This is a genomic window from Stenotrophomonas sp. Ker107b (assembly GCF_053847245.1).
In genome coordinates this window covers 252,628-265,058 of record NZ_JBSPHX010000001.1, presented here as the reverse complement: position 1 = coordinate 265,058, position 12,431 = coordinate 252,628, and the positions used below count along the sequence as shown (strand labels likewise).

The following is a 12,431-nucleotide window of genomic DNA, read 5'->3' as shown; positions in this document are numbered from 1 at the left end:
GTGTTGATGAACATCGCTACGCGCAGGACCACCACCCTCGCACTGCTGCTGCTCGTTGCCCTGCCTGCCTTCGCAGGCGCCCCGGCCGGTCCACAGCAGCCCATCGCAGTGCAGATGTACACGCTGCGCGACGCCGGCACGCTCGACCAGCAGTTGAAGATCGTGCATGACGCGGGCGTCGGCGCGGTGGAGACAGTCGGTACCCAGAATGTCAGCGCAGCCGAACTCAAGCACCTGCTGGACCGCTATTCGATCAAGGCCATTTCCTCCCACGTGCAACTGGCCGATCTGCGCAGCGACCTGGACGGGGTGGTGGCCTTCAACCGCTCGATCGGAAACACCACCCTGGTGGTTCCGTACCTGGACAAGAAGGATCGGCCGACCGATGCCGCAGGCTGGACCGCACTGGGCCAGGAACTGGGCCGGATCGCGGCGCAGGCAAACACCCAGGGGATGCGATTGGCTTACCACAACCATGACTTCGAGCTGGTCGACTTCAACGGCAAAACCGGCCTGGAGCTGCTGTTCGCTGCGGCCGGCCCCGACCTGCAGACCGAGCTGGACCTGGCCTGGGTAGCCCGTGCGGGCCATGACCCGGTGGTGATGCTGGGCAAATTCCGTGGCCACGTGTTCGCGGTACACGCCAAGGACAACGCACCCAGAGGCCAGGCCGAAGACGAGGGCGGCTTCGCCGCTGTTGGCCAGGGCGTGCTGGACTGGAACGCGATCCTGCCTGCCGCCGCGGCGGCAGGCGTGCAGTGGTACATCGTCGAGCACGACCACCCTCGTGATCCGGCCAAGGTCATCAAGACGGGCGCGGACTACCTGCGTCAACACCTCACCGCCACGCTGCCCGCCAGCGCACTGCGCTAGCCTGCCAAGGAGCCCCACGTGAACAAGATCCTGACGCTGGCCCTGACGCTGTTCGGCACGGTGCTGGCCCCCACAGCGTGGTCCAAGGATGACCCGGCCGCTGGCGCACAACTCTATGCCGTGCACTGCACGGCCTGCCACGGCTCGGATCGGGCCGGCATTCCGCCGACGTTCCCCGCACTCACCGATGTCGCCAAGCGGTTGCAGCCGGCGCAGATCAAGGAAAAGATCAGCAAGGGCGGCGGCTTGATGCCGCCCTTCTCCCAGCTGTCGCCACAGGAAATCGACAATCTCGCCAGTTACCTGGCGAAATAGGAGTCCACTACAGCTCCCGCACCCAGATGTTGCGGTAGCTGACCTTGGAATCGTGTTCCTGCAGGTAAATCGGCGCGCACCCATGTGGCGCGTACGACGGCGCGCCGATGTACTCGGTCCTGCCCGCCAGCACGGTGTCGTCCTGTGCCAGCACACCGTTGTGCAGCACAGTGATGCGCGCGGGCGACGTGAGCCCGCCGCCCGGCGAGAAGCGCGGTGCCTTCCAGATGATGTCGTAGGCCTGCCACTCGCCCGGCGCACGCGAGGCGTTCACCAGCGGCATGGCCTGTTTGTAGAGCGAGGCCGCCTGGCCGTTGGCATACGTCGAATTGTTGTAACTGTCGAGCACCTGCAGCTCGTAGCGTTCCTGCAGGAAGATGCCACTGTTGCCGCGGTCCTGGCCCTCAAAGCCCTTGGTTTCGACAGGCGTGCGCCACTCGACATGCAGCTGGACGTCGCAGAAGCGCTGCCGGGTACGGATGCCCTTGCTGCCCGGAACCACCGTGAGCGCGCCATCGGCGACGCGCCAGGGCACGCGTCCGCCCTGCTCCGACTCCCAGGCCGAGACATCCTTGCCATCGAACAGCACGATGGCGTCGGACGGCGCCTTTCCCGGCGGGGTGGCCACCGTTGCAGGCACGGGCGTCCATACCTCGGTCTTCGCCGGATCGTGCGCGGGATCGGCACCGGCCTGCGCGAGCGCAGGTGCGGCAACCAGCACGGCGGCGGCGACCAGCACAGGGGTGATCATTCCGTTGCGCTCCATCAGCTGGTCCCCCACGCCGGTGTACCGGGGATATAGGCGAGGTCGCCGTCGTAGCGCCCCGGCACCGCGACGTACTGCAGCACCTCGGTCGCGCCAACCTTCGAAGTGAAGAAACCGAAGATGGCCAGCTGCTTGAGCATCGTGAAGTAATGCGGCATCGCTTCTCCCTCCTCGGCGGTGCCGGTCTCGCTCACCTCGACCGCGTGTTTCCTGGCCTCTGTATCCAGCGCGCGCAGCAGCTCGGCGCGGGCCTGCGGCGCAAGTGAAAGGAAGCGGCCGCCCGCGCGTTTGTCGATATCGGTCAGGCCGGCGCGGAACGTCGCCTGCTGCCGGGCGGTGTAGCAGTCGCTGACGAACGTCGCCATGAACGCACCGGCGCCTGCGTCTTTCGCCCCCGGCGTCTTCGTCCGCGGCAGGATGGTCTCTGCGATCTCATCCAGCGTGCCGACATCCGCGTCGGAGAAGGGCGCCTTCGCCCCTGCGGCAGGAGCCTGCGCCTGACCGAGTGCGGGCAGACCGATCATGGCTGCACCGGTGGCGGCGACGATCATCTTCAGCAGTTCGCGGCGGTCCATCAGAGATTCCCCGCTTTCAGTTCGCGCACGGCGTGGTCGGCAGCGCGTGCCGTCAGCGCCATGTAGGTCAATGAAGGATTCACGCACGCGCTGGAGGTCATGCACGCACCGTCGGTCACATAGACGTTGGGCGCATCCCAGACCTGGTTGTGCTGGTTCAGCACGGAGGTGCTGCGGTCACGGCCCATGCGCGCGGTCCCCATTTCGTGGATGCCCTTGCCCGGGGCGTAGTCATTGTCATGCATCTCCACGTCCTTGACGCCGGCGGCCTCGAGCATTTCGGCGGCATCGGCGGCCATGTCCTTGCGCATGGCCAGTTCGTTGGCGCGCATGGAGACATCCATCGCCAGCACCGGCAGTCCCCACTTGTCCTTGCGGTCGCTGTCCAGGCGGATCGTGTTGTCGTGGTGCGGCAGCATCTCGCCGAAGCCGGTCATGCCGATGCGCCAGTCACCGGGCACGGTCAGCGCCTCTTTCAGGTCGGCACCGATATTCAGCTCGGCGATCTCGCGCGACCATCCCGTGCGGCTGGCACCGCCCTGGTAGCCGAAGCCACGCAGGTAGCGGCGCTTGTCCGCAGCCACGTTGCGGAAGCGGGGAATGTAGAAGCCGCAGGGACGACGGCCGAAGTAGTACTTGTCCTCATAGCCATCGACCCGGCCCGAGGCGCCCGCGCCGAAATGATGGTCCATCACGTTGTGGCCCAGCTCGCCCGACGATGCGCCCAGCCCGCCCTCCCAGACATCGGTGGCCGAGTTCATCAGCAGCCAGGTGGAGTTGAAGGAGGACGCATTGAGGAAGATGACCTTCGCCGTGTACTCATAGGTCTGCCCCGTCTCGGCATCGATTACCTCTACGCCGCGCGCACGCTTGCGGTCCTTGTCGTAGAGCACTTCCTTGACGATCGAGAACGGCCGCAAGGTCAGGTTGCCTGTCTTCATCGCCGCCGGCAGCGTCGCCGCCTGTGTCGAGAAATACGCGCCGAAGGGACAGCCGAGGATGCACTTGTTGCGGTACTGGCAGTTGACGCGGCCCTGCTCGGGCATCGGCTGGGTGATGTTGGCGGTGCGCGAGTGGATCATGTGCCGGGTGCCGCCGAAGGCCTTCCTGATCCGCGCGGCCACGTCCTTTTCGACGATATTCAACGGGATCGGCGGCAGGAACTGGCCGTCCGGCAGCACGTCCAGCTCTTCACGGGTGCCAGCGATGCCGGCGAACTTCTCCACATGGTCGTACCAGGGTGCGATGTCGGCGTAGCGGATCGGCCAGTCGGTAGCGATGCCCTCCTTGAGATTCGCTTCGAAATCCAGATCGGAGAAGCGATAGCTCTGCCGGCCCCACATCAGCGAGCGCCCCCCGACGTGGTAGCCGCGGAACCAGTCGAACCGTTTGGTCTCGATGTAGGGCGATTCCTGTTCGTCGGCCCACATCCCCTGCAGGTTCTCGGCCAGCGCGTAGTCGCGCATCAGTACCGGGAACGCGGCCTTCATCGCCTGGGTTGGCCGGTTGCGGTGCGGGAAGTCCCACGGTTCCTTCATCGCATTGACGTAGTCCTTCACGTGTTCGATGTTGCGCCCGCGTTCCAGCATCAGCACCTTGAGGCCCTTCTCGGTCAGTTCCTTGGCCGCCCAACCGCCACTGATTCCCGAGCCAACGACGATCGCGTCGTAATGATTGTCTGCCATGGATCTCTCACCTGGTGGATATCGTTTCAGACGTCGCAGAGGCGGATCGCCTCGCGCAGCGAGCCGACGGGATCCGGTGCCGCAGGCATGAATTCCTGCGCCAGATATCCGTCGAAACCGGTGTCGCGGATCGCGCGACAGATGGCGGGATAATTGAGTTCCTGCTGGTCCCCGATCTCGTGCCGGCCCGGCACGCCCGCCGTGTGGTAATGCTTGAAACAGGCGTGATCCCTGCCGATGGTGGCGATGATGTCGCCCTCCATGATCTGCATGTGATAGATGTCGTAGAGCAGGCCGAAATGGTCCGAGCCGAGCCGCTGGCACAGCGCCACGCCCCATGCGGAGGTGTCGCACAGGTAGTCGGGATGATCGACCCTGGAGTTCAGCAGCTCCATCACCAGCACGACGTTGCGTTTCTCGGCGTGCCGGAGGATGCGCTTGAGCCCCGCTTCGGCATGGGCCATGCCTTCCTCGGGGTCCATGCCGTTGCGATTGCCGGAGAAGCAGATGAGGTTGCGGTAGCCGGCATCGGCGACCAGATCGATGTGCCGCGTGTAGCGCTCCACCAGTTGGTCGTGGAACTCGCGGCCGGCAAAGCCCTTGGTCAGGCCCAGTTCCGCACCGTTGCACATCGAGCTGTCCACGCCATGGGCCTTCAGCGTGGGCCAGTCTTCCGGGCCGACCAGATCGATGGCGGCGAACCCGATGTCCTTCACTGTCCTGCACAGTTGCGCGACCGACTGCTGCGGAAAGGTCCAGCGAGCGACGGAGTGCTTCAGGTTGCCCTTGAGCGGCGCGGCCGCGGCAAACACCGGCAGCACGCCCGCAGCACCCAACCCAAGGCTCGCGGCGACCGCCAGGCGCAGTGCATCGCGCCGCGTGAGCCCCGGCCCCGATGCCGGTGCCGGTCTGATCGAATGGATGGACATCCGTCTTCCGGCCTCCCAACCGGTATCAAACGCTGATGATCCGCTGCAATGCAATCGATTGCACCATAGAGGAGGAACTGATTTTTTTGCAAGACGCGGTGCACGAAAACGCATGCTGCGGGGCACAACGCGCGTGATGCCTTTCGACGCGTGCGTGCGATGGGAGGGCGGCGTGCAACGCAATAGCGTTCACCGGGCTGCGGGAGGACAGCGCCGCCGCGCAGCAGGCATCCGATCATCGCCCGCGATGCATCGCCTGGCGCAGCTGCTCCCGCGCCTCCGGGTCGGCCTCGATAATGCGCCGCAGCGAGCGATAGACATACGCGCGGCAGAGCCCCGGCCAAGCGACCAGCAGATAGACCGCGCCGGCGATCAGCCACGCATTGGGTGCCTGCTTCATCAGGCCGGTGTAACCACCGGTCGCGGCCACTGCCAGGATGACCAGCAGGACCCAGCGGAACCAGCGCCAGAACCGCATTCCCCAGTCGACATTGAGCACGTGCTTGAGCTCCTGGTCCGTCAGTCGCATGCCGTCACTCCTCCCTTGAGTTGTGACCCATCGTGCCACGACCAGAGATCGAAGACCGGCGCCAGACCAGCAGGAACCAGAACGTACCGTGCAGAAAAGAAAAACCCCAGCGAGCACAGTGGCTTACTGGGGTTCTATTTACACCCGTAAAAATCAGAAATCAAAAGGGTTGTGCCTACCAAAAAGGTAAACAACTGCCACATGCGCTGGCATGCAATGCACCCAGCGTACTACTGCCTCGCGAGTGTCAACAACTTCGCCTACCAGATAAACCTGTTGACATTCTTGCCCGCTATCCACTGGGAACACCCGCAATAGCTGGAAGCCAAATCGCCCCCTTCCCCTCTGCTGGCATACGACCCAACGGGACGCGTTCGACGCCACCTTGCTAACCCTGAACAGGACGGTCGGATTGACTCAATCATCTGGATCGTCGTGCAGCGGCCGGAACGTTTGGGGTTTGCTGGGGATTCTGCCTGCCGGCGCGTTTCCTGTTGTTCAAGGACCCGACTGCGCTCCGCTTCGGTGCGTGCCAACCTTCCGATCCAGAAACTCCCGGATTACCGGAATGATCTCGTCCGCATGCGTCTCCAGCGCGAAGTGCCCGGTATCGAAAAAGTGGATTTCGGCATCCGGAATGTCGCGCTTCCACGCCTCTGCACCGGCGGGCAGGAAGTACGGATCGTTTCGCCCCCACACGGCAAGCAGCGGCGGTTGATGCGTCCGAAAGTAGGCCTGGAACGCGGGGTATAGCCGCACATTGGAGGCGTAGTCCAGCAGCAGGTCCAGCTGGATATCCGCGTTGCCGGGCCTGGATACATGCAGCCCCTCAAGGGTGTAGCCATCCGGCGCCACCAGGCTGGGGTCGCGCACGCCTTCCAGGTACTGCCATTTGATCGCAGCGGCCGTGGGGAACTCAGCCAGGGCAGCGCGGTTCTGCGCACTGGGATCGTTCCAGTAGGCGCGGATCGGATCCCACCCCTTCGCCAGGCCGTCCTCGTACGCGTTACCGTTCTGCGAAATCAGGGCGGTGATCCGCTCTGGATGTGCGCTGGCAAGACGCCATCCCACCGGGGCGCCGTAGTCGTGCACCACCAGCGCGTAACGCTCCAGCTTCAGCTGCTCGGTGAAGCGCTGCAGGGTGGCGGCCAGGGTGTCGAAGGTGTAGTCATACGCGCCACGCGCAGGTGCCTCGGTGTAACCGAAGGAGGGCAGGTCCGGAGCGATGACGTGGTATTTGTCCGACAGCGCCTCGATGACGTCCCGGTACATGTACGACGACGCCGCGAACCCATGCAGCAGGAGCACGGTGGGGCCCGAACGGGGGCCGGCCTCCCGATAGAACACCTTGACCTCGCCCACCTGTTCGTAGCGGTACTGGACCTGGGCGTGCGCGGTGGCGGTGGCGGTGGCGGCGAGCAGGGCAGCCGTCGCGCCGAATCGGGCGAGCGTATTCGAAGGAGTCATGAGCGTTTTATGTAACCACATTTGAGTTGATTTGAAGGTTACGTGCGGCGGTGGTAACCTGTCAACAACATTTACAGGGGTTACGCATGATCGACTCAGCTCCATCCCCCGCATTGTTCGTGGCCAATGATCTGGCGCTCGACTTCATCAACTCGGCCTACGGCCCCAGTACGGCCCCGGTGGACGTGCTTCAGGGCGACCAGGCGGCAATCGACTGGCTGGCCGCGGCGGGCGTCCTGGACGCAGGCGCGGTCCCCATCCCGAACGGCGTGGCGGAGCTGGCCGCCGCCTTGCGCGACGAAGCACGCGAACTGCTGACGGCTGCACGGGCAGGGCGCCCGTTCCAGGCACCGATAGTGAACAAGGTGCTGGAGGCTGGCCGACCGATCGTTCAACTGCAGTCGTCCACTGACGGTGCAGGCCCTTGCGTGGTCGAACGCCGCCGCGATGACAGCGCAGAAAGCCTGCTGGAGCCCATCGCAGTGGCGCTGAGCCGGCTCCTAGCCGGTGGCGACCTGCAGCACGTACGCGAGTGTGAAGCGCATGACTGCACACTGCTGTTCCATGACACGACCAAGTCGCGAAAGCGCCGTTGGTGCAGCATGGCGCTCTGCGGGAACCGGATGAAAGTGGCGGCGTTCCGGTCTCGCAAACTGAATCCCCCCGGGTTCGGTGGAGGCAAGTAGGGTTACGTCAGGCCGCCACCGCGGCGGCTTGACTGGCTAGTTGCCGATAGTAGTTTGCCTCAGCTTCGGCAGGCGGGATCGACGTCCCCCCGAGATTGAGTAGCGAAGCGGTTTGGAGTCCAATTCTCAATGACAAGGAGATTGGACGTGAAGAAGCGCTTTTCCGAAGAGCAGATCATCGGCTTCCTACGCGAAGCTGAGGCCGGCATGCCCATCAAGGACCTCTGCCGCCAGCATGGCTTTAGCGAGGCCTCGTACTACCTGTAGCGCAGCAAGTTCGGCGGCATGAGCGTGCCCGACGCCAAGCGGCTCAAGGACCTAGATACGCTGCAACGGCCTCGTCAGGATGAACCAAACAAAGTGGCCCCTGTGCATTTGAGAAGGTCTCAATGCCAATGTCGTCTCGCCGGCGGCGCTTGACCTGCGCCAAGTTCCCGTCAGCTGTGCACAGCCAGAGGAACTCGAGCAAAGCTCTCGCGTGAACAAAGCCAGCCTCGATCATAGGATTGGCGATGGTGGCGACATTTCCTCTAAGGATGCTCTGAGCAGATCACCCGCGATGTTGGATTCATGAGCCGAACGCGTCCCGCGCCCACCTGCTGCGGTTTATTTCGCTGGAAATAGGGTTTTGAGGCCCCGTTGGGCGCCTCCAGACGGATTTATCCTTGGGCCGGCACGAACTGCCAGCGGGTCATCCACAGATTGGACAGCGCAAACAGGGTCAGCACCTGCGAGCTGTTCTTTGCCAGCCCGCGATAGCGCACCTTGGTGTAACCAAACTGGCGCTTGATCACCCGGAAGGAGTGTCCACCTTCGCGCGCATGCTGGCTTTGCAACGCTCCCAGCGCTCGTGCTGCCGACGGTCGCGCGCGTTCTTGATCGCCTTCACTTTGCCCCGCTTCCTGGCGGTTAAGAACGCCGCCTTGGCGTCCTGTAGCTCTGGCCGCGAGTCCGCCCCGGTATAGCCATTGTCGCCCAGCACGCAATCCTCGTTACCGTGCAGAAGTTCGTGCGTGACTGTGACATCGCCTACATTGGCAGCGATGCATGTCACATGGTGCACAAGGCCCGAAAACTGATCCACACCGATGTGCGCCTTCATGCCGAAGTACCACTGATTGCCCTTCCTGGTCTGGTGCATTTCCGGATCAGGCCTTCGGCACCACCGAATGTCAGCTGCATGGAGGGTCCTTCAACGTGGTCTGATGGACCTCAAGCTTGCCGGCCAGCGGCCGGCACTACCATCGGATTTCGCGCAGATTTGTTCAGACCATCCCTAGCAGTGATGCCAGTTCACTTTCCTCTGCACGCCCATCACCTGCTTGGCGGCTGCATGAACTCGATTGTGATGTGATCGGGGCCGGAGACGTAGGCCGCTAGTGTCCCCTTGCGTGGACCGCCTGGAATTGGTTGTGGACTGCCCTTCGCCTTCCATCCCGCAGCCTCTACACGGGCGATGGCGGAGTGAATATCCTCCACGGTCAAAGCCAGGTGTGCAGCTCCGATCGCGCCGGCACTCTCCGGCGCGGCTCCATGCTGGCGACCTCCAGAGTACTGCAGCAGCTCAACCATGAACCCATTCGGCGCCAAGACGATTGCCGTGCGCACGTTCGGATCATCAACGCCTGTAACCTGATACAGGAAATCGCCACCCATCTCCGATTGGCGTTGCAGCTCGAAACCCAGTGCCTGGGTCCAAAAGTGGATGGATTCGTCCAAGGAGGAAACCGTAAAGCCGGCGTGATCAACGCCAACGAGGTGCGTCGTCTTAGTCATGGCTGCATGATCATAGGGGCCGACTCGGCATGTAGGCCGTCTTTGGGGTTACGGCGAGATAGTTGGTTTCATCAGGAAATCTAGGTGGCGCGGCTTGTTCGGTCAAGTGAATGCGCAAAGGCGGCCTCGGCACCTTCACCATCATCACCGGCGACAGCAGCGGCGTGTCAGCCGATATCCACGACCGGATGCCGGCGTGGCTGCAGCCTGGCCAGGTCGACGACTGGATGGCCGCCGAGCCCGACGACGCCGTGGCGATTCTGCTGGCCAGCGAGCCCCCCACTTCAATCGCACGCAGCACGTTGCTGATCGTGTTAGTTGAAAGATTCCTACCCCGAACCTGAGTAAGCGCAAACACGGTGGGGCGAAAGAGCGGGCACCCATGCTCATCCAGCAGTACCGGAAAGCGTCGCCAGAGGCGAACAAGACGATCCGAACGCGAAATGCCGGCCTCATCGTTTACATCCTCTACTAGTAGAAGATTGGCCTCAGACTAGCAGGATGCAGAAATCCATGCGTAAACAAGAAAACCCCAGTAAGTACAATGACTTACTGGGGCTTTTTTGTATGAAGGAAGTGCTAAAAATTAGAACGGGATGTCGTCATCGGCGAAGTCGTCCATCGGCGGCGCCGACTGCTGCGGCGCCTGCTGCTGCGGGCGCTGCTGACCGTAGCCACCGCCGCCGCCGCGCTGACCACCACCGCCACCACCACCACCACCGCCGTACTCCTGGCGCGGGGCCTGCTGGCGCTGCGGACGTTCGCCGCCGCCACCGCCACCGCCGCCTTCACGGCCGCCGAGCATCTGCATCTCATCGGCGATGATGTCGGTGGAGTACTTCTCCACGCCATCCTGACCGGTGTACTTGTCGTAACGCAGGCTGCCTTCGACGTAGACCGAGCTGCCCTTGCGCAGGTATTCACCGGCGATTTCGCCGAGCTTGCCGAAGAACACCACGCGGTGCCATTCAGTACGCTCCTGCTGGTTGCCATCCTTGTCCTTGCGGACGCTGGTGGTGGCCAGGCTGATGCGGGTGATCGCCATACCGCCCTGGGTGTACTTCACGTCCGGGTCGTTGCCGAGGTTGCCGACCAGGATGACTTTATTGATGCCGCGCGCCATAGGGTTGCTCTTCCGTTGTCCGAGGGCAGGCCGCAGTCATATCACAGCCCCGAGCGGGGTGCAGATCTGCCGGGCCGCCCTTGGGAAAATTGGGGGGATCCAGATTGCACCATCTTATCATCGCCGCCGTCCCCGACCCTGTCGGAATTCCGGCCGGAAACGACCGGAAACCTGCTCGAGCCATATGCCGCAACGGTGACGGCGGTTCCGTCCAAGGGCTGCAGGCCACTGGCCGCCCGCCCAGCGCCCGACCCGGCCCCGCCCCGGCGGCGCATGGCATGATGTCCCTTCACTGCCTCACCCCCCTGTTGAAATGACCATCCGCGGCAAAGCCACCTCCCTCGATATCGCCCACCTGGCCGGCGTCTCCCAGCCCACGGTGTCGCGGGCGCTGCGCGGCAGCCCGATGGTCAACGCCGAGACCCGGGAGCGGATCCTGGCCATTGCCCGGGAGCTGAACTACAAGGTCGACAAGAACGCCTCCAGCCTGCGCCTGCGCAATGCCGGCACGCTGGCCCTGCTGTTCTTCGAAGACCCCACCAATGACGACTCGCTGATCAACCCGTTCTTCCACGCCATGCTGGGCTCGATCACCCGAGCCTGCGCGCTGCGCGGTTATGACCTGCTGGTTTCCTTCCAGCAGCTGTCCACCGACTGGCAGGCGGATTACGAGGACAGCAACAAGGCCGACGGCATCATCCTCCTGGGCTATGGCGACTACCACGAGTCGCGCGAGCGGCTGCAGCGGCTGGTCGAGCAAGGCACCCACTTCGTGCGCTGGGGCGCGTCCCTGCCCGATCAGCCCGGTGTCTCGATCGGCAGCGACAATTTCCAGGGCGGGTTCGACATCACCGTGCACCTGCTCGACCAAGGCTGCCGCCGGATCGCGTTCGTCGGCCATGCCTCCAGCCACTATCCCGAGTTCGAGCAGCGCTACCGCGGCCACGTCGAGGCGATGCAGGCGCGCGGCCTGACCGCCGAGCCCTCACTGCAGCATGATGCGATCACCACCGAGCAGTCCGGCTTCGATGCCTGCCAGGCATTGTTGGCGCGCGGCGAGCGTATCGACGGCCTGTGCGCGGCCAGCGACCTGATCGCGATCGGTGCGATGCGCGCCCTGCGCGAGCATGGCCTGCGCGTGCCCGAGGACGTGGCGGTCACCGGCTTCGATGACATCCCACTGGCCGCCTCGGTCTCCCCGCCGCTGTCCACCGTGCAGCAGGACACCAAGCAGGCCGGTCACCTGCTGGTGGAAAAACTGCTGGCGCTGATCGAAGGCCAGCCGGTGGAAGGCCAGAGCATCGCGGTGAAACAGGTGCTGCGGGACTCCTCGCTGCGCGGCTGAGCGACGCGCGCGCGGCCTTACTTCAGGCGACGATCCAGCACGAAGTACACCACGTTGCCCAGCCCGGTCGCACCGAGCAGCAGGGCGATCGCGCCAGGCGTGACCCGGTCGATACCGAGCAGATCGACCAGGCCGAATGCCAGCGCCAGGGTCAGCAACACGCAGCCCCAATGCAGCGAGGCCAGCCGCCGCTTGGTGGTATCGCCGGCCAGCAGCGAGCGCACCAGCTCTTCCGAGCCGCGCGCTTCAACGATCCGGCGGCGGGTGTGGCCATCGACCACGCTCTTGATGGCATACACGATGCCGAGGATCAGGACGACGGGAAGAATCAGGTTGTAATCCATGATGCGTTCGTTCCGTTG

14 protein-coding genes and 2 pseudogenes are annotated in these 12,431 nt (G+C 63.9%); 6 read left to right on the top strand and 10 right to left on the bottom strand.

Going from position 1 to position 12,431, the window contains the following annotated elements; translation table 11 throughout:
* Positions 1-6: 6 nt before the first annotated feature.
* Both ACWV8V_RS01415 and ACWV8V_RS01410 read left to right on the top strand, forming a co-directional pair.
* A complete protein-coding gene (locus tag ACWV8V_RS01415) occupies positions 7-873 on the top strand; it encodes a sugar phosphate isomerase/epimerase family protein (RefSeq protein ID WP_455898748.1) in 867 nt (288 codons plus the stop codon).
* 18 nt (positions 874-891) lie between these two features.
* Positions 892-1,188 carry a c-type cytochrome gene (locus tag ACWV8V_RS01410; protein WP_455898747.1) on the top strand — a complete coding sequence of 99 codons (297 nt, stop codon included), beginning with the start codon at positions 892-894 and terminating at the stop codon, positions 1,186-1,188.
* Positions 1,189-1,195: 7 nt separating this feature from the next.
* Here the strand turns inward: ACWV8V_RS01410 and ACWV8V_RS01405 are convergent, their stop codons facing one another.
* From ACWV8V_RS01405 to ACWV8V_RS01380, 6 genes are all read right to left on the bottom strand, one after another.
* On the bottom strand, positions 1,196-1,939 hold the full coding sequence (locus ACWV8V_RS01405; RefSeq protein WP_455898746.1) for a 3-keto-disaccharide hydrolase: 744 nt from the start codon (positions 1,937-1,939) through the stop codon (positions 1,196-1,198).
* A 14-nt stretch (positions 1,940-1,953) separates the two neighbouring features.
* Entirely contained in the window at positions 1,954-2,529 is a 576-nt protein-coding gene (locus ACWV8V_RS01400) for a gluconate 2-dehydrogenase subunit 3 family protein (RefSeq protein WP_455898745.1), read from the bottom strand.
* A complete protein-coding gene (locus ACWV8V_RS01395; protein ID WP_455898744.1) occupies positions 2,529-4,214 on the bottom strand; it encodes a GMC oxidoreductase in 1,686 nt (561 codons plus the stop codon). Before ACWV8V_RS01395 ends, ACWV8V_RS01400 begins: the two co-directional genes overlap by 1 nt.
* A 26-nt stretch (positions 4,215-4,240) precedes the next feature.
* Positions 4,241-5,143 carry a hydroxypyruvate isomerase family protein gene (locus tag ACWV8V_RS01390; RefSeq protein ID WP_259261314.1) on the bottom strand — a complete coding sequence of 301 codons (903 nt, stop codon included), beginning with the start codon at positions 5,141-5,143 and terminating at the stop codon, positions 4,241-4,243.
* A gap of 235 nt (positions 5,144-5,378) precedes the next feature.
* Complete coding sequence (locus ACWV8V_RS01385) at positions 5,379-5,672, bottom strand: hypothetical protein (protein ID WP_455898743.1); 294 nt, start codon at positions 5,670-5,672, stop codon at positions 5,379-5,381.
* A 498-nt stretch (positions 5,673-6,170) separates the two neighbouring features.
* Entirely contained in the window at positions 6,171-7,139 is a 969-nt protein-coding gene (locus ACWV8V_RS01380; protein WP_455898742.1) for an alpha/beta fold hydrolase, read from the bottom strand.
* Between the two features lie 86 nt (positions 7,140-7,225).
* On the opposite strand from ACWV8V_RS01380, the gene ACWV8V_RS01375 reads away from it, so the two are divergent.
* Entirely contained in the window at positions 7,226-7,825 is a 600-nt protein-coding gene (locus tag ACWV8V_RS01375) for a CGNR zinc finger domain-containing protein (protein ID WP_134832126.1), read from the top strand.
* 129 nt (positions 7,826-7,954) lie between these two features.
* Positions 7,955-8,089: pseudogene (locus ACWV8V_RS01370) on the top strand (transposase); the annotation flags it as partial.
* 395 nt (positions 8,090-8,484) lie between these two features.
* Here the strand turns inward: ACWV8V_RS01370 and ACWV8V_RS01365 are convergent.
* Both ACWV8V_RS01365 and ACWV8V_RS01360 read right to left on the bottom strand, forming a co-directional pair.
* Positions 8,485-8,975, bottom strand: a pseudogene (locus tag ACWV8V_RS01365) (IS5 family transposase); the annotation flags it as partial.
* 164 nt (positions 8,976-9,139) lie between these two features.
* Positions 9,140-9,601, bottom strand: a complete 462-nt coding sequence (locus tag ACWV8V_RS01360) for a VOC family protein (protein ID WP_134832125.1) — start codon at positions 9,599-9,601, stop codon at positions 9,140-9,142.
* A gap of 110 nt (positions 9,602-9,711) precedes the next feature.
* On the opposite strand from ACWV8V_RS01360, the gene ACWV8V_RS01355 reads away from it, so the two are divergent.
* Positions 9,712-9,945: an SOS response-associated peptidase family protein gene (locus ACWV8V_RS01355; protein ID WP_241655230.1), complete on the top strand. Its 234-nt coding sequence runs from the start codon at positions 9,712-9,714 to the stop codon at positions 9,943-9,945.
* 242 nt (positions 9,946-10,187) lie between these two features.
* Here ACWV8V_RS01355 and ACWV8V_RS01350 read toward each other — a convergent pair whose 3' ends face one another.
* Positions 10,188-10,724 carry a single-stranded DNA-binding protein gene (locus ACWV8V_RS01350; protein WP_353087071.1) on the bottom strand — a complete coding sequence of 179 codons (537 nt, stop codon included), beginning with the start codon at positions 10,722-10,724 and terminating at the stop codon, positions 10,188-10,190.
* Between the two features lie 313 nt (positions 10,725-11,037).
* Between ACWV8V_RS01350 and ACWV8V_RS01345 the strand changes: the two genes are divergently transcribed.
* Complete coding sequence (locus tag ACWV8V_RS01345; protein ID WP_455898741.1) at positions 11,038-12,069, top strand: LacI family DNA-binding transcriptional regulator; 1,032 nt, start codon at positions 11,038-11,040, stop codon at positions 12,067-12,069.
* A 17-nt stretch (positions 12,070-12,086) separates the two neighbouring features.
* On the opposite strand, the gene ACWV8V_RS01340 is transcribed toward ACWV8V_RS01345, so the two are convergent.
* Positions 12,087-12,413, bottom strand: coding sequence for a hypothetical protein (locus tag ACWV8V_RS01340; protein WP_121043262.1), 327 nt, complete (start codon positions 12,411-12,413; stop codon positions 12,087-12,089).
* Positions 12,414-12,431: the final 18 nt, after the last annotated feature.

What these genes read in the sequence shown, in the direction of transcription:
- ACWV8V_RS01415 (WP_455898748.1), top strand. Translation starts at nt 7, where the DNA reads ATGAACATCGCTACGCGCAGGACCACCACCCTCGCACTGCTGCTGCTC.
- ACWV8V_RS01405 (WP_455898746.1), bottom strand. Translation starts at nt 1,939, where the DNA reads ATGATCACCCCTGTGCTGGTCGCCGCCGCCGTGCTGGTTGCCGCACCT.
- ACWV8V_RS01400 (WP_455898745.1), bottom strand. Translation starts at nt 2,529, where the DNA reads ATGGACCGCCGCGAACTGCTGAAGATGATCGTCGCCGCCACCGGTGCA.
- ACWV8V_RS01395 (WP_455898744.1), bottom strand. Translation starts at nt 4,214, where the DNA reads ATGGCAGACAATCATTACGACGCGATCGTCGTTGGCTCGGGAATCAGT.
- ACWV8V_RS01390 (WP_259261314.1), bottom strand. Translation starts at nt 5,143, where the DNA reads ATGTCCATCCATTCGATCAGACCGGCACCGGCATCGGGGCCGGGGCTC.
- ACWV8V_RS01385 (WP_455898743.1), bottom strand. Translation starts at nt 5,672, where the DNA reads ATGCGACTGACGGACCAGGAGCTCAAGCACGTGCTCAATGTCGACTGG.
- ACWV8V_RS01380 (WP_455898742.1), bottom strand. Translation starts at nt 7,139, where the DNA reads ATGACTCCTTCGAATACGCTCGCCCGATTCGGCGCGACGGCTGCCCTG.
- ACWV8V_RS01375 (WP_134832126.1), top strand. Translation starts at nt 7,226, where the DNA reads ATGATCGACTCAGCTCCATCCCCCGCATTGTTCGTGGCCAATGATCTG.
- ACWV8V_RS01360 (WP_134832125.1), bottom strand. Translation starts at nt 9,601, where the DNA reads ATGACTAAGACGACGCACCTCGTTGGCGTTGATCACGCCGGCTTTACG.
- ACWV8V_RS01355 (WP_241655230.1), top strand. Translation starts at nt 9,712, where the DNA reads ATGCGCAAAGGCGGCCTCGGCACCTTCACCATCATCACCGGCGACAGC.
- ACWV8V_RS01350 (WP_353087071.1), bottom strand. Translation starts at nt 10,724, where the DNA reads ATGGCGCGCGGCATCAATAAAGTCATCCTGGTCGGCAACCTCGGCAAC.
- ACWV8V_RS01345 (WP_455898741.1), top strand. Translation starts at nt 11,038, where the DNA reads ATGACCATCCGCGGCAAAGCCACCTCCCTCGATATCGCCCACCTGGCC.
- ACWV8V_RS01340 (WP_121043262.1), bottom strand. Translation starts at nt 12,413, where the DNA reads ATGGATTACAACCTGATTCTTCCCGTCGTCCTGATCCTCGGCATCGTG.